The organism is Oceanisphaera sediminis (genome assembly GCF_039539745.1).
Taxonomy (GTDB): Bacteria; Pseudomonadota; Gammaproteobacteria; order Enterobacterales; family Aeromonadaceae; genus Oceanimonas; species Oceanimonas sediminis.
The window spans coordinates 67,052-88,707 of sequence record NZ_BAABDS010000043.1 but is presented as its reverse complement, the minus strand read 5'-3'; the positions used below and the strand labels follow the sequence as shown (position 1 = coordinate 88,707).

Here is a 21,656-nt window from a genome sequence, read left to right as displayed (position 1 = left end):
CCCTTTGGTCCTATTAACCCCGAATGGCTTGTGCTCGACTGTGTTAACGATGGCAAGAGACGTCGTAACGATCCGCGCCATAACTTGCCGATCATCCTACCCAGAGTTGAATTTGTGTTTTGTGGTTGCCATCACAAACAAATCAATTGTTAGCACTTTGTTTTGTTTTTATTATCACTTTGAATCTACGATGTTAACTGTTGGCGCGGTTGATTGATAATCAGCTCCAGCAACGGTCGTCATAACCAGGCCGTTATGTTTTCACTCACAGGGACGATGAATGATGAAACTAAAGACGATAACCGCTTGTTTGGTGGCCGCTTCCTGCAGTCTGGTGACGCAGCAGGCGCTGGCTGAAAATGTAGTGCGTTGGGCTCAGCAAGGGGATATTCCAACGCTGGATCCGTATGCATTTGCCTCTACGCCGGCGCTGGCATTTCAGAACCATATCTATGAAGGTCTGGTGCAGTGGAACGAGCAGTTGGAAATGTCGCCGGCCCTGGCTACCCACTGGGAGCAACTGGACGATACCACCATCCGTTTTTACCTGCATAAAGGTATCAAGTTCCACAACGGCAACGGCTTCAATGCCGACGACGTAGTCACTTCCATTGCTCGTGTTACCCACCCGGACTCGGGCATTCGCGGTAACGCTTCCTCGATCAAGGATGCGGTAAAAGTGGACGACTACACGGTCGATATTCGGCTCAGTGGCAAATCACCGATCGCCCTCAACGAGCTCAGCGGTATTTTGATGATGGACAAGGAGTGGCTTGAAGAGCACCAGGCCACCGAGCCTACCAGCATGACCAAGGGAACCGAAGGCTATGCCACCAATCACACCAACGGCACCGGCCCGTTCAAGCTGGAAAGCCGACGCCGCGACGCCGAGATGGTGCTGGTAAAGAATGACGGTTGGTGGCAGGCCGATCAGGCCAAGCACAATATCGATCGCATCGTGTTTCAACCGGTGGCATCCGAGTCTACTCGCCTGGCGGGTATTCTGGCCGGCGAATTTGATTTGGTGAGCGATGTGCCTCTGCAGGATCTGCCCCGGCTGGAAAGGGAAAAGGGCATAGAGGTAAAAGTTCGGCCTTCTTTACGCGTCATGTTTCTGACCCTGAACATGAATGACGAGCTGAATGCGGGCAATGTGGATGGCAAGAACCCACTTAAAGATCAGAAGGTACGTCAGGCCCTGCACATGGCCATCGATCGGGAGGCCATCGTCAAGAAAATCATGCGGGGCATGACCGAGGTAGCCAACACCTATGTGGCGCCCGCCATCGCCGGCTTTGACGCCGAGCGAGGCGTGACCACCAGCTACGATCCCAAGCAGGCCAAGGCGCTGCTGGCCGAGGCCGGCTACCCCGATGGCTTCAAGCTGGCGTTCGACTGCGAGCAGGGTTACTACCTGAACGCGGAGCAATGGTGTCAGGCGGTGCAGCGTTACTGGTCCAAGGTGGGGGTCCAGTCCAACCTGAACATGCACACCCGCAGCGTCTATTCCCAAATTCGCGACAATGGCCGCACCGATGTGGCGGTACTGGGCTGGGCCAACCTGCCGCTCTATGATGCCTACAGCATCAACCAGCAGTTACTGCATTCCAAAGACGGTGGCATCTACGGCGCCTTCAATATTCCCCGCTATCAGAATGGCACCATCGATACCCTGATCGAACAATCCTCGTTCGAGTTGGACTCATCCCTGCGAACCAGGCAGATGGAAGATGTGCTGGCGATGGCGCATCAAGACCTGCCCTTCCTGCCCCTGCATTTTGAGCCGATGGCCTGGGCAACCTCCGACAAGCTGGAAATTACCCAGAACCCCGACAACGTGGTACGCCTCTGGTACGCCAGCATGAAGCAGGGTTGATTGAGCAAGGGGCCACCCGAGGAGTGGTGGCCTCAATACGCAAGGAGTGAATGCGAAACCCGAGGAGAATCGTCGACAGGCAGCAGAACCTGTTCTGAATAACGAAGCCGTAATCAACCATCAGTTTGTTCACCCAAAGGAATGATGAATGATGAAATTAAAGACGATATCGGCCTGTTTGGTGCTTGCCAGTTGTGGCCTGATCACCCAGCAGGCCCAGGCCGAAAACGTGGTGCGTTGGGCTCAGCAGGCGGACATTCCCACCCTGGATCCTTACGCCTTCGCCTCAACCCATGCCCTGAGCTTTCAAAATCATATTTACGAAGGTTTGGTGCAATGGAATAACAGCCTGCAGCTGGAGCCGACTCTGGCCACGCACTGGGAGCAGCTGGATGACACCAGTCTCCGCTTTTATCTGAATAAAGGTATCAAGTTTCACAACGGCAATGATTTCACCGCCGATGACGTGGTGGCCTCCATCAATCGGGTGACCCACCCGGACTCGGGAATCCGCGGCAATGCCTCATCGCTCAAGGACGCGGTCAAGATAGATGACTACACGGTCGATATCCGCCTGAATGGCAAGTCGCCCATGGCGCTCAATGAATTGTCCGGCGTGCTGATGATGGACCGGGAATGGCTGGAAGAACACAAGGCCACCGACCCCACCAGCATGAGCAAGGGCACCGAGGGCTATGCCACCAACCACACCAACGGCACCGGCCCCTTCAGGCTGGAAAGCCGGCGGCGCGATGCGGAAATGGTGCTGGTCAAGAACGACAACTGGTGGCAGGCAGAGCAGTCCAGGCACAATATCGACCGCATCATCTTTCAGCCGGTGTCGTCCGATTCAACCCGTCTGGCGGGCATGTTGTCCGGCGAGTTTGACCTGGTGAACGATGTGCCGTTGCAGGACCTGCCCCGGCTGGAAAGGGAAAAAGGCATAGACGTCAAGGTCCGGCCCTCGTTGCGGGTGGACTACCTGTCGCTGAACATGGCGGATGAGCTGAACGCGGGTAATGTGGATGGCAAGAACCCGCTCAAGGAACAGAAGGTACGCCAGGCCCTGCATATGGCCATCGATCGTGAAGCCATCGTCAAGAAGATCATGCGCGGCATGACCGAGGTAGCCAACACCTATGTAGCCCCCGACATTGCCGGTTATGACGCCGAGCGCGCCATCGAGCTTGATTATGACCCCAAACAAGCCAAGGCCTTGCTGGCCGAAGCTGGTTATCCCAATGGCTTCACACTGGCCTTTGACTGCGTACAGGGTGCTTACCTGAATGCAGAGCAGTGGTGTCAGGCAGTGCAGCGTTATTGGTCCAAGATTGGCGTAAAAACCAACCTGAACGTGCATAGCCGCAGTGTTTATTCCCAGATCCGCGACAACGGCCGCACCGATGTGGCGGTACTGGGCTGGGCCAACCTGCCGCTCTATGACGCCTACAGCATCAACCAGCAGTTGCTGCACTCCAAGGACGGCGGCATCTTCGGTGCCTTCAATATTCCTCGTTACCAGAACGACAAGGTGGATGCGCTGATCGAACAGTCGGTGTCCGAGCTGGACAAGTCGACCCGGGTGCAGCTGATGAGCGATGCCCTGGCCATGGCTCAGCAGGATCTGCCGTTTATTCCGCTGCACTTCGAACCGGTGGCCTGGGTGACCTCAGACAAGCTGAACATTACCCAGAATTCCGACAACGTGGTACGGCTCTGGTACGCCAGCCTGAACTAGCAAACAGGGGCCCGATAGCCCCTAATCCGTTATTGCGATTCAAAGGAGTGAATGATGTTGGCTTTTATCATACAGCGGCTGATCCAGGCCTGCGGCCTGATGCTGACGGTGGCGTTGATCGCCTTTACCATGTTCCAGTTTGTCGGCGATCCCATCGACGGCATGCTGCCGGAAAGCGCGACCCAGTTTGAACGGGACGAACTGCGTGAAAAGCTGGGCCTGAACGACAGTGTCATCACCCAGTACGGGCGCTTCGTCGGCAATATCGCCCAGGGCGATTTCGGTATTTCCTACTACAACAAGATGGATGTGCTCAACCTGATCATGGAGCGGCTGCCCGCCACCCTGGAGCTGGTGTTCGTGGCGGTGATCATCTCGCTGCTGGTGGGCCTGCCGGCGGGGGTCTGGGTGTCGCTGTCGCGCAACAAGTGGCTGACCAGCCTGGTACAGACCATTTCCCTGATTGGTGTGTCTCTGCCCAGCTTTATCGCCGGTATCGTGCTGATCATCGTGTTTTCGGTCTGGCTGGGCTGGCTGCCTTCCCACGGCCGGGGCGACATAGTGGAGTTCGGTTGGTGGAGCAGTGGCCTGTTCAGCAAGACGGGTTGGGCTTCCATCATATTGCCGGCGCTGTCGCTGGCCCTGTTCATGATCACCATGATCATGCGCCTGGTACGCAGCGAGATGAAAGAGGTGCTGCGCACCGATTACATCAAGTTTGCCAAGGCCAGAGGTATCAGGCAGCGCAGCATCAACTACACCCATGCGCTGCGCAACTCCCTGCTGCCGGTGATCACCATCATAGGCCTGCAAATCGGTGGCCTGATCGCCTTCGCGGTAGTCACCGAGACGGTCTTTCAGTGGCCCGGGATGGGACTGCTGTTTATCCAGGCGGTGAACTACGTCGATATACCGGTTATTTCCGCTTATCTGGTGTTTATCTCCCTGATCTTTATCTGCATCAACACCCTGGTCGATATTCTCTACCGGGTGATCGATCCGCGCTTGAAAACCGCTTGAACGTTAAGCACAAGGACGAGGTAACGTATGGCTATCAATACCACTAAAGCGGCCCTGACCGGCCAGAACAGTCCCCGGCCCGGGGGGCTGAAAAAGATATGGCAACAGCTGCTGGCGGCTTACGACAGCGACATCGCCTATAACTTCCGAACCTCCCGGCTGACGATGTTTGCCACCGCAGTGCTGGCCCTGCTGCTGTTTTCCGGCATCGGTGCCTCCCTGCTGTCGCACTATGACCCCTTCGATATGGCGGCCTTCGATCTGATGGACTCCGAGCTGCCGCCCTTCTGGGTGGAAGGAGGCGAGGCTCGCTTCTGGCTGGGCACCGATATTCAGGGGCGGGATGTTTATTCGCTGATCCTCCATGGCCTGCAGGTATCGTTGATCGTTGGCTTTATTAGTGTGCTCTGTGCTATGGCGCTTGGGGTGACTCTGGGGGTGATCAGCGGTTATTTCGGCGGCATGATCGACGCTCTGATCATGCGTCTGGCCGATGCCATGCTCAGCTTCCCCACCATCATGTTTGCACTGCTGGTGAGCGGTGCGGCGCGAGGTCTGCTGCCCCAGGAAATGCACGATCAGATGGCGGTGTACATCATCGTTATCTCCATCACCCTGACCGGCTGGATGCAGTATGCCCGCACCGTGCGCGGCTGTACCCTGCTGGAAGGCAACAAGGAATATGTGCAGGCCGCCAAGGTGATGGGCAGTAATAATATGCGCATCATGTTCCAGCATATCCTGCCCAATGTGCTTAGCCCGGTCATGGTGCTGGCCACCCTGCACCTGGCGCTGGCGGTACTGACCGAGGCGACCCTGTCGTTCCTCGGGGTCGGCATGCCGCCGCATCAGCCCTCGCTCGGTACCCTGATCAACGAAGGCAACCGATACCTGTTCTCCGGTCAGTGGTGGGTGGTGCTGTTCCCCTCCCTGGTACTGGTGATCCTGGCTCTGTCGGTCAACCTGGTGGGTGACTGGCTGCGCGATGCTCTCAACCCCAAACTGCGTTAAGGAGCAAGACATATGGAAAATGCAAGCAACAACCGCGGTGAGGTGGTGCTGGAAGCCGATGATCTGTGTATCGAGTTTGCCCATCGCAAGGGCAACCTGAAGGCGATACAGCATGTGTCGTTCGAGATGCGCAAGGGCGAGATCCTCGGCGTGGTGGGCGAGTCGGGCGCCGGCAAGTCGCTGACCGGCTCGGCAATCACCGGTCTGCTGGAGGCGCCGGGCTTCATTGCCGGCGGCGAGATCCGCCTCTATGGCGAACGGATCGACAACCTGGCAGAAGATCAGCGCCGCCTGCTGCGCGGCAAGGAGATCGGTGCCATCTTCCAGGATCCGCTGACCAGCCTTAATCCGGTGCTGACCGTTGGCCGGCAACTGATAGAAACCATTCAGACCCATCTTCCCCTGTCCCATGGCCAGGCCCGGCAGAAGGCGCTGGATCTAATGAAGGAAGTCGGCATTCCGGCGGCGGAGCAACGCATCGATCAATACCCGCACCAGTTTTCCGGCGGTATGCGCCAGCGCATCGTGATCGCCCTGGCGCTCTGTGTCGAGCCCAAGGTGATTATCGCCGACGAGCCGACCACGGCACTGGATGTGTCGGTACAGGCCCAGGTGCTGCAACTGCTGCGGCGGCTGTGCAAGCAGCACGACGCATCTGTGATGCTGGTGACCCACGACATGGGGGTCATTGCCGAGATCTGCGATCGGGTAGCGGTGATGTATGCCGGGCGGCTGGTGGAAATAGGCCCGGTGGAGGCGGTACTCAAGTCACCCAGCCACCCCTATACTGTGGGGCTGATGGGGTCGATTCCGCGCATAGGGGTGCGCGAGCCGCGCTTGTCCCAGATCCCGGGATCCATGCCCCGGCTCAACGCTATTCCCCAGGGTTGCGCCTTTAATCCGCGCTGCCCTAACAGCAGTGCCGAATGCCGGCAGCATGAGCCTGAGCTGAAAACCGTCGGTGACTCCCGGGTTGCCTGTCTGAAAGTGATGCAAGAGGAGCTGGTGTGATGAGCGAGATGATAGAAGAGCGTGGCTTGCTGGAAGTCCGCAACCTGCATATCAAGTTCGATATCTCCAAGCCGTTTATTCATCGGCTGCTGAACCGGGCGGAAAAAACCTATGTGCATGCGGTGCGCGGCATCGATTTCAGCATCCGCAAGGGCGAGACCTTCAGTCTGGTGGGGGAGTCCGGCTGTGGCAAGTCGACGGTGGCGCGGCTGCTGTCTGGTCTGTATCAGCCGACCGACGGCGACATCAGTTATCAGGGCACCATGCTGGCCGAAGCGACGCGTGAGCAGCGACAGCATATTCGTCGCCGCTGCCAGATGATCTTTCAGGATCCCTTCGCCAGTCTGAACCCGCGCTGGAAAGTGGAGCGCATCGTTGCCGAGCCCCTGGTGTTATTTGGCATGATCAACAGCCGGGATGAAGGTCGTCAGCGGGTCGGCAAGCTGCTGGAGCAGGTGGGGCTGGCGGCGTCGGACATGGACAAGTTTCCCCATGAATTTTCGGGCGGCCAGCGTCAGCGTATTTCCATCGCGCGGGCATTGGCCGGCGAGCCGGAATTCCTGATCTGTGATGAACCGACCTCGGCGCTGGATGTGTCGGTGCAGGCCCAGGTGCTCAACCTGATGAAGGATCTGCAGGACGAACTGGGGCTGACCTATCTGTTTATCAGTCACGACATGTCGGTGGTGTCCCACTTCTCGGATCGGGTCGGCATCATGTATCTGGGCCGCCTGGTGGAGGTGGGCACAGTAGAGGAAGTGTTCAACCGACCTCGTCACCCCTATACCCGCATGCTGATGGATGCTATCCCCAGCATGGATGTGATCCACAAGGAACGTACCCCGGTGACCGGCGAGGTGCCAAACCCGATTTCGCCGCCTTCCGGCTGTGCGTTTCACCCTCGCTGTGCCTTTGCTACCAATCAGTGCAAGCAGGCCACACCGGCAGTGCAGAACATGAGTTCCACCCAGCAGGTGGCCTGTCACTACCCTCTGTCTCTCGACTGAGCAAGCAGCCAGCCCGGCGGTGTTGTGGTCGTCCGGGGTAGCATTTGGTTCCGTTATTTAATATAAATCGTCTCTCCACCGCTCATGGTGGCGAGACGATCGGTTATTTCCTTTCTTTATTGCTTCAATGGTCTGTTCGGGCCCGGAGTTTGTTATGTCTGCACCTTCACGGCATTGGCTCAATGTCGGCCTTCTGTCTTATGGAATGGCACTGTCACAGTCGGGCATGCTGATTTACCTGAGTCTGATCTCCATGGTCGGTTTTCAGCTTGCGCCGTCACCGGCGCTGGCTACCCTGCCGTTTGCTATTCAGTCGGTATTTTCAGCCCTGGCCTGTTTTCCCGTGGCTTATCTGATGGCCTGGCTGGGCCGCAAGTGGGGCATTGTTCTGGGCCAGTTGTTCGGAATGGGGGGTGCCGGCCTGACGGTGGCGGCCCTGATACTGTACCAGTTCTGGCTGCTGATTGCCGCCTGTGTGCTGTTTGGCATCTATTTCAGCCTGACCCAGCAAATCCGTTTTGCCGCCGCCGAGCTGGTACCGGCGTCGATGAAGGAACAGGCGGTTTCTCTGGTGATCGGGGCGGCGGTGGTGGCGTCTGTCGTCGGACCCGGGTTGTCGACCTGGGGTGAGTCCTTCGGCTACGGCGTGCCTTTTGTGGGCAGCTTCGCTGCCATTATTCCGCTGTGTTTGCTGGTGATGACCGGGGTGTTGTTTTTGCGTCCTCCGGCGCGGCAGGCAACAGCCACCACCGGCGGAGGGCGCTCTCTCGGCCTGATACTGAAAGCGGGGGCCTGGCGGCCAATGGTGGCGGCAGCGGTCTCGTTTGCCATGATGTCCTTTGTGATGATCGCCACGCCCTTGTCGATGAGCCATGCCCACTTTCATGTCAGCGATTCCAATACGGTGGTACAGTTTCATTCACTGGGCATGTTTCTGCCCGGGCTCTTTATCGGCCCCTTTCTCAAGCGTCATGGCCCCAAGCGCCTGATCCTGACCGGCATTAGTGTGTTTATGCTGGCGATTATCATCAACCTGCAGGGCATGTCGTTCTGGCATTACCTGAGTGGCCTGCTGCTGGTGGGCGTAGCTTGGAGCCTGATGTTTGTCAGTGCCACCAGCTGGCTGACCCGTTATTACCAACCCGATGAGGCGGCGCGCGTACAGTCGTTTAACGATTTTTGCGTCTTCATGGTGGTGGCGGTGTGCGGACTGTTCTCGGGCAAGGTGCTGACCACCTTTGGCTGGGAAGGAGTCAACCTGGTAATGCTGCCCAGCCTGGTACTGGTGGCGCTGATCTGTCTGCTGGAGCCGAAATCCGGCCGGCAGGAGGATGAAACAGGTCACTCCGTGACGGAAAACCAGGCCGGATAATACCAATTTGAATAAAGATCTGATCAATTTTAAACCTGAGCTCAGAGGTAACACAGCCGCCTCCCACGACACGCCACTGGACTAGCCATCTTTGCTGGGTAACGGCTGCGAATATTCATTGGATATTCGGTCCATTCCCCAACAAAGATACACGGCAGCAAGCTGCCCCATGAGGGCTCGGGAAATGCCGTCTGACCGCCAGGGAGGGCGGGAATGCCGGAACGGCAGGAGCATTTTACGGCCCTGGCATTTCACGGTCGTGGCAGTCGATCTCTGTTGCCTCTTCTCGAGCACCGAGTTGCCGTAAACAACGCCAACAGGCAACTCCTTGTCATCAGGGAGGATAAAGGGATCTGCTCCGCCGACCATCTGACCGCCATGGACGGTGGGAATGCCTGGACGGCAGGAGCATTTCCCGGCCGCGCCAGGGATGGCGCGGTGGAGCCCCCATGGATGGGTTCACGGCGTGTCGGAGGAGCGGGCCATTTGTCCGACCTTTGCAGAGCACCGAATAGATCAGTTAGTTAATCAGTTTGGTATTACACCTTGGTGAGCTTAGCTTGGCCCTCTTTCTCCCCGTATTTGCCGAGCCTCCCGATCCGGGCCTCAACTAAACTTCTGAGTATGAGGTAACGGGCAGGATTCGGTCGCTCTGGCTATGCTGTCCTCAGCATGTGGTGCACAAAGCAGTGCCATCACAGCGGTGCAGGAGAATCATCATGGTATCTAAAGCCGTTAAAACCGACACACCGGCTATCTGGGATAATCCCATGGGAACCGATGGCTTCGAGTTTGTGGAATACGCCTCCAGCCAGCCGGCGCAGTTGGCGGAGCTGTTCGAGCGGCTGGGCTTCGTGGCCATTGCCCGCCATCGCAGCAAAGACGTAACTTTGTATCGCCAGGGCGACATCAATTTTATCCTCAATGCCGAACCCGACAGCCAGGCCGCTGAGTTCTCCCGCCTTCACGGTCCCGGCGCCAACGCCATGGCCTTTCGGGTCAAAGACGCGGCCGCCGCCATCAAACAGTTGGCGGCGCAGGGTGCGACCGTGGTGGCGTCCGGTGCCGGCCCCATGGAATTGCAGATACCGGCCATTGAGGGCATCGGCGGCTCGCTGATTTACCTGGTGGATCGCTATGGCGATCAGAGCATCTATGATGTGGACTTTCGGCGCCTTCCCGGCGTGGATCAGCACCCCAAAGGCGTGGGCCTGACCTATATCGACCACCTCACTCACAACGTGGAAATGGGGCACATGGATCTGTGGGCCGGTTTTTACGAGAAGCATTTCAACTTTCGTGAAATCCGCTACTTCGACATCGAAGGCAAGCTCACCGGACTGCGTTCCCGGGCCATGACCAGCCCCTGCGGCAACATTCGCATTCCGATCAACGAATCGGCGGACAAGAAGAGCCAGATCGAGGAATTTCTGCAGCAGTACAAAGGCGAGGGTATCCAGCATATCGCCCTCGGCACCGACGATATCTTCCATACGGTGGAAACGTTACGTGACGGGGGCATGAGCTTCATGGTTACACCCGACACCTATTATGAGAAGCTCGATGCCCGCTTGCCGGGACACGGCGAGGATCTGGCCCGCCTGCGGAAAAATCACATTCTGCTGGACGGTGCTCCCACACAGGGGCAGGGCCTGTTGCTGCAGATCTTCACCGATACGGTGATAGGGCCGATTTTCTTCGAAATTATCCAGCGCAAGGGCAACGAAGGCTTCGGTGAGGGTAACTTTCAGGCGCTGTTCGAGTCGATTGAGGAAGACCAGATTTGGCGTGGGGTGCTGAAAGGAGAGTGAGCCCCACCCGATTAAGTGATGAAATTGGCATAAAACTGAATTTTCTACTACGGGCCATTTTTTATCTTAGCCATTGATGGCAAACTAGCAGGACATACTGTCAGTCATTCTTTACACCTGTTGTGGAGTGTGACTGACATTTTTTGTGTCCAGTACAGGAGTGGCAGTACCCGTGGCGGAGAATAATCAGCAGGCTGGCAACCCGGCCCAGTGGTCCAGCCGTTTTGCCTTTATCATGGCGGCGGTGGGGTCGGCGGTAGGTCTGGGAAATATCTGGAAATTTCCCTATATCACCGGTGAAAACGGCGGCGGCGCCTTCGTGCTGGTGTATCTGGCCTGTATCGCCGTTATCGGTCTGCCGTTGATGATGGCCGAAGTGATGCTGGGCCGCCGTGGCGGCAAAAGTCCCATCGGCACCATGGAACGGGTGGCGGCCACCGAGGGGCGCAGCAAGGGCTGGGGCGGCATCGGCATCATGGCGACCCTGGCGGCGTTTCTGATCCTCTCTTTTTACAGCGTCATCGCCGGCTGGACCATGCCCTACATCGTCTCGGCAGTCAGCGGTGAATTCAGCGGCATAGCGGCGGAAGAGTCCGGTGCCCTGTTTGGTGGCCTGCTGGCTTCGCCGGGTGAGCTGCTGTTGTGGCATTCCATCTTCATGGGGCTGACGGTGCTGGTGTCGGCCGGTGGCGTACGCCACGGTCTTGAGCGAGCGGTCACCAAGCTGATGCCGGCGCTGTTTGTGCTGCTGTTGATCCTGGTGGGTTATGCCATGACCACCGGCCATTTCGGCGAGGCGGTCAGCTTTTTGTTCACGCCCGACTTTTCCGCGCTTACCGCCGAGGCGGTATTGGTGGCGCTGGGCCATGCCTTCTTTACCCTGAGTCTGGCCAGCGGCGCCATGATGGCGTATGGCGCCTACCTGAAAAAAGACGTATCCATCGCCCGCACTTCGGTGGTAGTGGCCATTATGGATACCGGTGTAGCGCTGCTGGCGGGGCTGGCCATTTTTCCCATCGTGTTCGCCAATGGGCTGGAGCCGGGGGCGGGCCCGGGGCTGATTTTCGTGACCCTGCCGGTGGCTTTTGGTCAAATGCCCGGCGGCAGCTTCTTCGCTTCCCTGTTCTTCGTGTTGCTGCTGTTTGCGGCCTGGACCTCGTCGATCTCCATGCTGGAGTCGCTGGTCAGTTACCTGAACGAAAAGGGCGTGAGCCGGGTCAAGGCCGCCATTGGTGGTGGTCTGGTGGCCTGGCTGGTGGGTATCACGACCGTGCTGTCGCTCAACGAATGGTCTGGCTTTACTCCGCTCGACATGTTTGCGCGCTTCGAAGGCAAGACCCTGTTTGACCTGTACGATTACCTGACCGCCAACATCATGATGCCGCTGGGTGCGCTGTTTACCGCTATCTTCGTGGGTTGGAAGATGAAGCCGGAACACTCCGCCGGTGAGCTGGGCGGCTGGCACAAGGTGTGGTTTCCGGTGATCCGCTACCTGTCGCCCATCGCGCTGTTGATCGTGTTCTATTTCAATCTGAAATAAGCAATACAGCTCGGCAAGACAAAAAACCGGCTGGCTCGACAGAGCCAGCCGGTTTTTTTATGGGCGGGATTTTATGTTCAGGCGCTGCTTCAGCTGCGCGGTGTGTTTTTTGGCGTACCGCTTGCGCGCTACCAGCCAGCTGAAGCAGGCTTCTACAAATGACTCCGGCGAGCGTAGGGTCGATTTCAATCGACCAAGGGGCCCGGCTCGGGACCAAAACCGGTCGAATAAATTCGACCCTACAAATGACTCCGACCTTGTAGGCGCTGCTTCAGCTGCGCGGTGTGTTTTTTGACGTACCGCTGCGCGCCACCAGCCAGCTGATGCAGGCTTCTACAAATGACTCCGGCGAGCGTAGGGTCGATTTCAATCGACCAAGGGGCCCGGCTCGGGACCAAAACCGGTCGAATAAATTTGACCCTACAAATGACTCCGACCTTGTAGGCGCTGCTTCAGCTGCGCGGTGTGTGTTTTGACGTTAGCGTGCCAGCGGCAGCCAGCCGCCGAGCAGTACGAACAGGCCGGCGCAAATGCGGTTGAAGCGCTTTCCGCTGCGGGCCAGCCAGGCGCGGGTGCGCTGGGCAAAGCTGGCAATAAAGACTTCGGTAACAAATTCGGTCAGCGCAAAGGTAGCCGCCATCACCACAAACTGGGTAAACAGCTCGCGGTCCGGGTCGATAAACTGGGGCAGAAAGGCGGCGAAAAACAGCACCGCCTTGGGGTTGGTCAGCGCCGACAGCAGCCCCTGACGAAACAGGGAACCGCCGCTACGGGAACCGGCCTGCTGATGTAAATCGGCACTGGGGGCGGGGGCTCGCCACAGCTGAATGCCGAGCCAGACGAGATAGGCGCCCCCGACAATCTTCAGCGCCATGAACAGGGTGGTGGATGCCTGCAACAGGGCACCGATACCAAACAGCGACAGCGCGATGACCATGGCAAAGCCGACGGCACCACCGGCCACGGTAAACAGGGTCTTGCGACGGCCATAAAGGGCGCCGTGACTCAGGGCCAGCAGGCTGTTGGGGCCGGGAGTCAGCGACAGGCCAATCATGGCCGCCAGATAGATAAGCCAGGTTTCCAGTGCCATCGTGGTGCTCTTGAATATGGGAGGATGGCGCAATATAGCAGCAATGAGGTTGCGGTTTCGAGCTGGAATATGAGCCGAACGACCATTATCCCTGTTTGCGGGCGCGACAGGTCTGTGTATTTGGGAAGCTCGACGCCTGCACACGAGTCTATGTGCAGGCGCCGAACCAAGGGGAGAGTGGTAGTTATATTCGGAACCGGCCCACCATCTCGTTGAGGCGTTCGGCCAGGCGGGCCAGATCGTTGCTGGAAGCGCTGGTTTCGTTGGCGCCGGCCGAGGTCTGCACCGACAGATCCCGAATGTTGATCAGGTTTTTGTCTACCTCTCTGGCCACCGTGGCCTGCTCTTCGGCGGCGCTGGCAATGGTCTGGTTCTGTTGGTTGATCTGCATGATGGCCTCGGTAATCAGCTCCAGCGCTTCGCCGGCTTCCTGGGCGACCTGACGGGTTTGCATGGTGCGATCGGTGCTCATCTGAATGGCGTTAACGGTGCTGCTGGTGTCGCTTTGAATGGCGTGCATCATGGCTTCGATTTCCTTGGTCGACTCCTGAGTGCGGTGAGCCAGGGCCCGTACCTCGTCGGCCACCACCGCAAATCCGCGGCCCGACTCGCCGGCGCGGGCGGCTTCAATGGCGGCGTTCAGCGCCAGCAGGTTGGTTTGTTCGGCAATGGAGCGAATCACGTCCAGAACGGTGCCGATATCGCGTACCCGATTGGCCAGGCTTTCTACTCCTTGCTTGGTATTGGTAATTTCATGTTCAAGCTCGGTCACGGTATTGATGGTGTTGGTGACCCTGGTACGGCCGGTGCGGGCCTTTTCGTCGGCCATGTCGGAATTTTGCGAGGTGGAGGCGGCGTTGCGCGCCACTTCTTCCACCGCCACCGTCATTTCGTTCACGGCGGTGGCGGCCTGCTCCAGCTCGTCGCTTTGCTGCTGCAGGGTGCGGGTAGACTGGTCGGTCACCACACTCAGCTGTTCGGCGGTCGACGCCAGTTGGGTTGCAGAGTCATTGATATCGAAAATGGTCTGTTTGAGTTTTTGCTGCATCTGGGCCAGGGCGCGAATCATGTCGGCGGCTTCATCCTTGGCGTCGTCACCGAATTCCGAGGTCAGATTGCCGGAGGCAATGATATTGCTGACTTCCAGCGCCTTGCGAATCGGCAGCAGCAGGCTGCGGCTGAACAGCAGGGCCAGCGTCACCACCAGCAGCATGGCCAGAACAATGGCCAGCACCATGATGAGATTGGAGGTATCAATAATGTCGTCGACGGCCTCGGCTTCTTCATTGGCCCGTTGTTTCTGATAATTACCCAGCTCGTTCAGATCACCGGTCACCTGAATACCCAGTTCATTGAGCCCCTGATGGCGAAACTGCTCGGCCCGCGCCAGCTGGCCGTTGTTGATCATGCTCAGCAGGCGGTTATGTACGGCATCGTAGTCGGCCTTGCTCTGGGTAATGTTGCCAAGCAGTTGCTTGCCTTCGTTCGATTCGACATAGGCCTTCATCTCCTGAACGTTGGTCAGAAAACTGTCTTCCAGACTTTCAAGGCGGTTGACGGCATCGCGGCGACGTTGCTGGTTGTCTGCGTAGAGGGCGTTGAGGGTGTAAAGGCGGATCAGCAGAAAGTCACGCCGTATCTCGCCGATTTTAATCGCGGCGGGCATACGTTTGTGGGCCATGACGTCAACTTCCTCCCCTATGTTGCCAAACTGCACCATGGCCATGATTCCCAACAGCAGGGTAATGGCTCCCAGCAGGCCGAAGGAAATAATGGAGCGGGGTCCGATTTTGAGTTGTCGCAGCATAGCCATACCTTGGAAAGGGGGTGTGAATTGGCGCCGATAATAGTCGCGCCATCCCGGGTATTGTTTGCGAAAGATCAATAGAAGGATCGTTAAGGAAGGATAAGCCGACGTGCAAGATTCAACCAAATCCCCTCTGCCGATTCGGCCGAGGGGGAGGGTTCTGAATGGCTATTTATTTGCGTCTTTCATCAGGGGCTCAGCCGGAACATGGCAACGGCTTGCCGCCGTATTCACAGTCCGTAGCGCTCTATTTTTTTCAATAACCCCTGACGAGACAGGCCCAGGGCTTGAGCGGCGTGGGTGCGGTTGTGGTCGAATCTGGCCAGCGCCTGGCTTATCAGTGAAATTTCCAGCGCCCGCACCTGGGCTTCCAGGCTGTCGCCGGGCCGGGCTGTGGCGTGTTCGCTGCCGGCCTGGGCATCCGGATAGAGCAGGGCAATGTCTTCCAGGGTAATGATGCCGTTTCTGGCGATGGCGGCCACGCTGTCGAGGGCGCTTTTCAGCTCGCGCACATTGCCCGGCCAGCGGCGTTGAATAAACCAGTTGAAGGCGGCGGTGTCCGGGTGCTGCGGCGCCCGGTTGTCCCCCCGGGCCGGCAGCCCCAGAAAGTGGGTGATCAGCAGGGGAATATCTTCGGGCCTGTCGTCCAGTGGGCGGGTTTCGATGTTCACGCCCTTGATGCGGTAGTAGAGATCTTCCCGAAACTCCCCGGTTTTTACCTTCTCGGGCAAGTCCGCGTTGGTGGCCGACACCAGCCGCACGTCTATGGTTTCAAGGACCCGACCGCCCACCGGGTAATAGCTGCCCTCCTGCAGCACCCGTAACAGCTTGACCTGCATCGCCAGCGGCATTTCGCCGATCTCGTCCAGAAACAGGGTGCCGCCGTCGGCCAGCTTGAGCAGGCCGTCGCGGGCCTTGTCGGCACCGGTAAAGGCGCCTTTGGTGTGGCCGAACAGCTCGCTTTCCAGCAATTCGGCGGGAATGGCACCGCAATGCACCGAAATAAAGGGGCCATTGGCGCGGGCACTGAGGGCGTGCACCGCCTTCGAGATCACCTCCTTGCCGGTGCCCGAAGGGCCGGTCACCAGCACCCGCACATCGGTGGGGGCGATGCGTCCGACCAGGGCGCGAATGCTGTTCATCGACGGCGAGGCACCAATCAGCGTATCCAGCCCCTGCTGGTCGACCTGTTGGTGTTTGAGATTGTTGAGCTCGCGCACGAGCTGGTGTTTGGTCAGGGCGCGCTTGACCACCACCGCCAGCATGTCCGGATCGATGGGCTTGGCCAGAAAATCCCAGGCGCCCTGACGCAGCGCTTCCAGCGCCAGCTCGCGCTCGCCGTGACCGGTGAGGATGATCACCGGTCGATCGATGAAGCGGGGCAGTGCCGCCAGGGTTTGCTGGGGATCGAAGTGCGGCGGCAGCGACAGATCGAGCAGGATCAAGTCTGCGTCGAAGTGCGGCAACTTGGCGCTCAGTTCGTCCAGGCTGGCGCCGGTGTTGACCTCATAGCCTTCCGAGGTCAACCACTGGGCGCTCAGGGTGCGAAAGGCGGGCTCGTCGTCAATCAGCAGAATACGGGGTGGGTTCAACATGAGCTGTCCTCGGGGAAAAAGAGTTCAAAGGTCACCGGCCAGCCCATATCGCTGCGGTGTTGAATGCGGCCGCCGTGGGCATCCATGATGCGGCGCACGATAGACAGTCCCAGGCCACTGCCGCCGCTGCGCTTGCCGACGAAGGGACGAAACAGGTGATTAAGCATGTCTTCGGGAACCGCCGGGCCGTTGTTGTGCACCCGGACTATGCCGGGCTGGTCACCGGCCTCGATGCGGATCACGCCATTCGGCTGATTGCGCACGAAGGCCAGGGCATTGTCGATCAGGTTGACCAGCACCTGTTGCAGTCGATAGGCATCGGCATTCAGGCGAACGTCGTCGGACAGGACGCACTCGAAGCGGGTGTGCTGCCAGTCGAACTGGGGGCGCAGGCTGTTCAGCATGGCCAGCAGCGGCACCGACTGACGCTGCACGCCGATGTTGCCGGAGTAGGCGAGCATGTCCGAGATCAATCGATCGGCGCGCTTGAGCTGGGTCTGGATCATGGCCTTGCGTTCGGCTTCCAGCCCGGCGGAGGCCATGGAGATAATATTGAGCGGGTTGCGCAGCTCGTGCGCCATGGCCGCCGACAAGCCGCCCAGCTCCACCAGATGCTGTTCCGACAGTCGCTTGCGCTCGGCTTCTGCCAGTTGCAGCGATCGCTCCAGCAGGCTGCAGCGGGTGGTCAGCAGCGAGGCGAACACTTCGGCCGCCAGCCGCAGTCCGGGCGTGACGTCCTCAAAGCCCTGCAGCCGCGATTGCCAGCCCGGATTCTGGTGGCGACAGATAATGCAGGGACCTTCAACGACAGGGGGCCGCTGTTCATTCGGTAACAGCCGTACCTGCACCGGCTGCCCCATCTGACGGGCCAGCAACTGCTCGGCCTCCGCGCTCAGCCCGGCCCAGTGACTGGGCTCTGCCAGGCGATTGAGCCAGGTATCCAGCAGTTGCTCGTCAAGCCGGCTGCCGGGATAAATCAGCCGCTCTACCAGTTTGCTGACCGGTTGATACAGTGCCAGCGCCAGCATCAGCAACAGCATGGAATAGAGCCACAGCTGCCATTCGGGCACATTGGCCAGCGCCTGCATGCCGAACGGACCGGCCATGGAGCTGAGCAGGGCAATCAGGCCCATCACCAGTGCCGTCATCAGTATCCACAGCAGGGCGCGGTTGGCCCAGGCGTTCACTTCCAGCATCTGGTAGCGCACCACGCCATACACCAGCAAGACCACATAGGTGGGCAGCAGCAGCATGGGCCAGGGATACCAGTAGAGGCCGAGCGAGGGGAAGATAAAGCTGGTGGCAAGCCAAAGCCCCCAGGCGCCGGCGGCAAACATGGCGGCGATGGAGCGGCGGCGGTTACCGCGATGGATACGCCAGCCCCACAACAGCAGGGCGTGCGCCAGTATTCCGATGGCGATGGTATAAATGATGTTGAACCAGCCGGCCCCGCTGAACACGAAGTAATGGCTGAAGGGGCCGAACGAAATGATGTCGCCGCCGCCCAGCGCCAGGCTGATGCCGAGCACCAGCAAGGCCGCCACATAGAAGAGGCCACGCCGGCGGGCCAGATTATCCAGCCAGGGTCGTCGGCCCAGCCCCTGATTGACGAAGCCGATGGCGAAGTCGAGGAAGAAGGTGGGCATCAGCGGGTTGGCCAGGATCAGCATCTTGCCCAGCCGTTCCCAGCCATAAAACACCGCGACATGACCGCTGCACCACAGCGCCATCATGACGCCGAAACCGGCCAGCGCCTTCATGCTGCGTTGGCGGCGCGCGCGCCAGAACAGCCAGGCCGACACCAGCAGGGCACAGCCGCCGGTGAGCAACATCATCAATTCAAAAGCCAGATCCAACGCCATGCAGGGTTCCCGTCATGTAAACATCGTTGACACTTTAACGGGGAAAGACTGTAAACCTGGTTGTCAGTCGGGGCAAGTATTCATCGTTTTTTTGATCCAGGCCAAGGCGGGTGCAGGTTTTCTTATTTGTGGCATGTATCGTGCTTTATCTAGCGACAGCAGGTTCACCCTCGGGTAAACCAATCGGATGGAGTCCACCCTGGAGAAACGTTTTATGAACATGACTACTTTGGTACTGGAATTTTCTGCCATTTTTATCGTTCTACTTTTGGCTACCCTGCCGGCGGTAATAAACCGCTTTCAATCTCGTTAAGGGAACAAGATGGAACTTGATGCTGCCATACTGTCGCGGATCCAATTCGCTTTTACCGTCAGTTTTCACATTATCTTTCCGGCCATCACCATCGGTCTGGCAACTGCCATCGCCATCTGGGAAGGCTTGTGGCTGAAAACCCGTAATCCGGTCTACTTTCAACTGGCCAAATTCTGGATCAAGCCCTTCGCCATTACCTTCGGCATGGGCGTGGTCAGCGGCATAGTGCTGTCGTACGAATTCGGCACCAACTTTTCTCGTTTCTCCGAACTGGTCGGCCCGGTACTGGGGCCCCTGCTGGCCTACGAGGTGCTGACCGCCTTCTTTCTGGAAGCCGGTTTTCTCGGAGTCATGCTGTTCGGCTGGCAGCGGGTCGGGGAAAAACTGCACTACTTTGCTACCTGCGTGGTGGCGCTGGGTACCTGGATTTCGTCGTTCTGGATTATCGCCGCCAATTCCTGGATGCAGACCCCGGCAGGTTATGAAATCGTGGACGGTCGCTTCGAGGTGGCCAGCTGGATGGAGGTGATCTTCAATCCCTCCATGCCCTATCGTCTGGCACACATGCTGCTGGCGGCCATGCTGAGCGCCACCTTCGTCATCGGTGGCGTCAGTGCCTGGTATCTGCGCAAAAACCGGGATCTCGCCTTTGCCCGCAAGGGGCTGTCGATGGCGTTGTGGGCGGCACTGGTGCTGGCGCCGCTGCAGGCGGTGGTGGGTGATTTTCACGGCCTCAACGTGAAAGAGCATCAGCCAGTCAAGGTGGCGGCGATGGAAGGTATCTGGCCCGAGACGGAAGCCGGTGCCCCGCTGCTGTTGTTTGCGGTGCCCGACATGGAAAATGAGACCAACCATTTTGAAATCAGGATCCCCAAGCTGGCCTCGCTGATCCTGACCCACGAGCCGGATGGCGAGCTGCAGGGGCTGAAATCGGTGCCCGCCGACGAAAGGCCTTATGTGCCGCTGGTGTTCTATTCCTTTCGCGTCATGGTGGGGCTGGGGGTGCTGATGATCGGCGCCGCCCTGTGGGGCTTGTGGTTGCGTCGCCGGGGTGGTCGTTTCGAGAGCAAACCCTTTCTGCTGCTGATGACGCTGCTGATCCCGTCGGGCGTTATCTCTACCCTGGCCGGCTGGTATGTGGCGGAAGTGGGCCGTCAGCCCTGGCTGGTGCACGGCCTGGTACGCACCATGGAAGTGGTGACGCCACTGCCGGCCGAGCGGGTGCTGTTCTCGCTGACGCTGTTTGTGCTGACCTACAGTCTGCTGCTGTGTGTCTATCTCTACTTCATGGCCAAGCTGATCCGCAAGGGGCCGCCGGACATGACGCGGCTTGAACAGCACATGATTGGTGTCAATGCGCCCGGCTTTGCCCTGGCTTGGGTGAAGAAACTGCAACGTGACGTGGTGGAGAATTAACATGGATCTGGCGCTGTTTTATTATTTATTGCTGGGCTTTGCGGTACTGATGTACGTGGTGCTGGACGGGTTCGACCTCGGCCTCGGCATCCTCTACCCCTGGTTCAGGAGCGAAGGCGAGCGCGATCATATGATGCGCTCCATCTCTCACGTGTGGGACGGCAACGAAACCTGGTTGGTGTTTGGCGGTGTGGTGCTGTTTGCGGCCTTTCCCGCCGCTTACTCGGGCATTCTGGCCACCATGTATACGCCGATCATCATCATGCTGATCGGGCTTATCTTTCGTGGCGTGGCGTTCGAGTACCGTTTCAAGTCGCATCGCTCCAAGCCCTGGTGGGACAAGTCCTTCTTTCTCGGCTCTACCGTCGCCACCTTTTGCCAGGGGGCTATTCTCGGCGCCGTGGTACAAGGTGTGGAGGCGGGTCAGCAGGGCGCACTGGACTGGCTGACGCCCTTCAGCGTGTTCACCGGTTTTGCGCTGATGGTGGCCTATGCGCTGCTGGCCTGCTGCTATCTGGTGATGAAAAGCCGGGGACCTATCATGGCGCGCTCTGCTCATTTGGGGCGCAAGCTGGTGCTGACCATCATGGCGATTCTGGTGATCGTCAGCCTGTGGACCCTGTACGCCAACACCGAGGTAAGGGCGCGCTGGCTGGATGGCATCAACTTCCTGCTGTTGCTGCCGCTGCCGTTGCTCAGCGCTTTGCTCGGCTGGTTACTGTATCGGGATCTGGATGGCGAACCGCACGAGACCCGGCCTTTCTGGCTGGCGGTCGGACTGTTCGTGCTCGGCTTTGCCGGTCTGGTAGTGGGACTGTTCCCTTATCTTATTCCCCACCAGTTGACCCTGTGGCAGGCCAGCGCGCCGGATTCCAGCCTCACGTTTCTGCTGCCGGGCATTCTTATCTTTCTGCCGTTGATCTGCGCCTATACCCTGTGGGGCTATCGCATTTTCTCCGGCAAGGTCGAGGACTTCGAAGAGGGTTACTGATGGCGAATCGTAAAAAGAGCTGGCTGTGGTTTGCCGTGCTTTATCTGGCCGGTGTGCTGGCCGTGACCCTGGTAGGCATGGCCATTAAACTGGCCCTCGGCATCTGATTGAAAGGCTCCTTATGGAGCCTTTTTCGTTATGGATGACCGACACTGTTCAATATCAATAAAAGGTCTAAACTTGCTCCACATGGAGC

The 21,656-nt window shown here is 58.6% G+C and carries 15 protein-coding genes; 11 read left to right on the top strand and 4 right to left on the bottom strand.

From position 1 onward, the window contains the following. The first annotated feature begins 280 nt into the window (after nt 1-280). From ABD827_RS15810 to ABD827_RS15770, 9 genes are all read left to right on the top strand, one after another. The gene (locus tag ABD827_RS15810; protein ID WP_344965638.1) at nt 281-1,876 is read left to right on the top strand and encodes an ABC transporter substrate-binding protein; all 1,596 of its coding nucleotides are present in this window, start codon (nt 281-283) and stop codon (nt 1,874-1,876) included. Nucleotides 1,877-2,024: 148 nt separating this feature from the next. After that, nucleotides 2,025-3,614 (top strand): ABC transporter substrate-binding protein, encoded by a 1,590-nt coding sequence (locus ABD827_RS15805; RefSeq protein WP_344965637.1) that lies wholly within the window; start codon nt 2,025-2,027, stop codon nt 3,612-3,614. Nucleotides 3,615-3,665: 51 nt separating this feature from the next. Beyond that, complete coding sequence (locus ABD827_RS15800) at nt 3,666-4,634, top strand: ABC transporter permease (RefSeq protein ID WP_344965635.1); 969 nt, start codon at nt 3,666-3,668, stop codon at nt 4,632-4,634. Nucleotides 4,635-4,661: 27 nt separating this feature from the next. Further along, a complete protein-coding gene (locus ABD827_RS15795; protein WP_298719415.1) occupies nt 4,662-5,645 on the top strand; it encodes an ABC transporter permease in 984 nt (327 codons plus the stop codon). A gap of 12 nt (nt 5,646-5,657) precedes the next feature. Further along, on the top strand, nt 5,658-6,656 hold the full coding sequence (locus ABD827_RS15790; protein ID WP_344965634.1) for an ABC transporter ATP-binding protein: 999 nt from the start codon (nt 5,658-5,660) through the stop codon (nt 6,654-6,656). Then, a complete protein-coding gene (locus ABD827_RS15785) occupies nt 6,656-7,663 on the top strand; it encodes an ABC transporter ATP-binding protein (protein WP_344965633.1) in 1,008 nt (335 codons plus the stop codon). Before ABD827_RS15790 ends, ABD827_RS15785 begins: the two co-directional genes overlap by 1 nt. Nucleotides 7,664-7,817: 154 nt before the next feature. Next, the gene (locus tag ABD827_RS15780; protein ID WP_344965632.1) at nt 7,818-9,035 is read left to right on the top strand and encodes an MFS transporter; all 1,218 of its coding nucleotides are present in this window, start codon (nt 7,818-7,820) and stop codon (nt 9,033-9,035) included. A gap of 719 nt (nt 9,036-9,754) precedes the next feature. Further along, nucleotides 9,755-10,846, top strand: a complete 1,092-nt coding sequence (gene hppD / locus ABD827_RS15775) for a 4-hydroxyphenylpyruvate dioxygenase (RefSeq protein ID WP_344965631.1) — start codon at nt 9,755-9,757, stop codon at nt 10,844-10,846. Between the two features lie 172 nt (nt 10,847-11,018). Next, nucleotides 11,019-12,386: a sodium-dependent transporter gene (locus ABD827_RS15770; RefSeq protein ID WP_344965629.1), complete on the top strand. Its 1,368-nt coding sequence runs from the start codon at nt 11,019-11,021 to the stop codon at nt 12,384-12,386. A gap of 478 nt (nt 12,387-12,864) precedes the next feature. Here ABD827_RS15770 and ABD827_RS15765 read toward each other — a convergent pair whose 3' ends face one another. The 4 genes from ABD827_RS15765 to ABD827_RS15750 all read right to left on the bottom strand — a co-directional run bounded on the left by ABD827_RS15765 (nt 12,865) and on the right by ABD827_RS15750 (nt 18,740). Beyond that, a complete protein-coding gene (locus ABD827_RS15765) occupies nt 12,865-13,476 on the bottom strand; it encodes a LysE family translocator (RefSeq protein WP_344965628.1) in 612 nt (203 codons plus the stop codon). A 184-nt stretch (nt 13,477-13,660) separates the two neighbouring features. Then, on the bottom strand, nt 13,661-15,283 hold the full coding sequence (locus ABD827_RS15760) for a methyl-accepting chemotaxis protein (protein ID WP_344965627.1): 1,623 nt from the start codon (nt 15,281-15,283) through the stop codon (nt 13,661-13,663). 230 nt (nt 15,284-15,513) lie between these two features. Continuing rightward, nucleotides 15,514-16,878: a sigma-54-dependent transcriptional regulator gene (locus tag ABD827_RS15755; RefSeq protein ID WP_344965626.1), complete on the bottom strand. Its 1,365-nt coding sequence runs from the start codon at nt 16,876-16,878 to the stop codon at nt 15,514-15,516. Continuing rightward, nucleotides 16,872-18,740 (bottom strand): sensor histidine kinase, encoded by a 1,869-nt coding sequence (locus ABD827_RS15750; protein WP_344965625.1) that lies wholly within the window; start codon nt 18,738-18,740, stop codon nt 16,872-16,874. Before ABD827_RS15750 ends, ABD827_RS15755 begins: the two co-directional genes overlap by 7 nt. A gap of 322 nt (nt 18,741-19,062) precedes the next feature. Between ABD827_RS15750 and ABD827_RS15745 the strand changes: the two genes are divergently transcribed. Further along, nucleotides 19,063-20,469, top strand: a complete 1,407-nt coding sequence (locus ABD827_RS15745; protein WP_344965624.1) for a cytochrome ubiquinol oxidase subunit I — start codon at nt 19,063-19,065, stop codon at nt 20,467-20,469. Between the two features lies 1 nt (nt 20,470). Next, the gene (locus ABD827_RS15740; RefSeq protein ID WP_344965623.1) at nt 20,471-21,460 is read left to right on the top strand and encodes a cytochrome d ubiquinol oxidase subunit II; all 990 of its coding nucleotides are present in this window, start codon (nt 20,471-20,473) and stop codon (nt 21,458-21,460) included. Nucleotides 21,461-21,656: the final 196 nt, after the last annotated feature.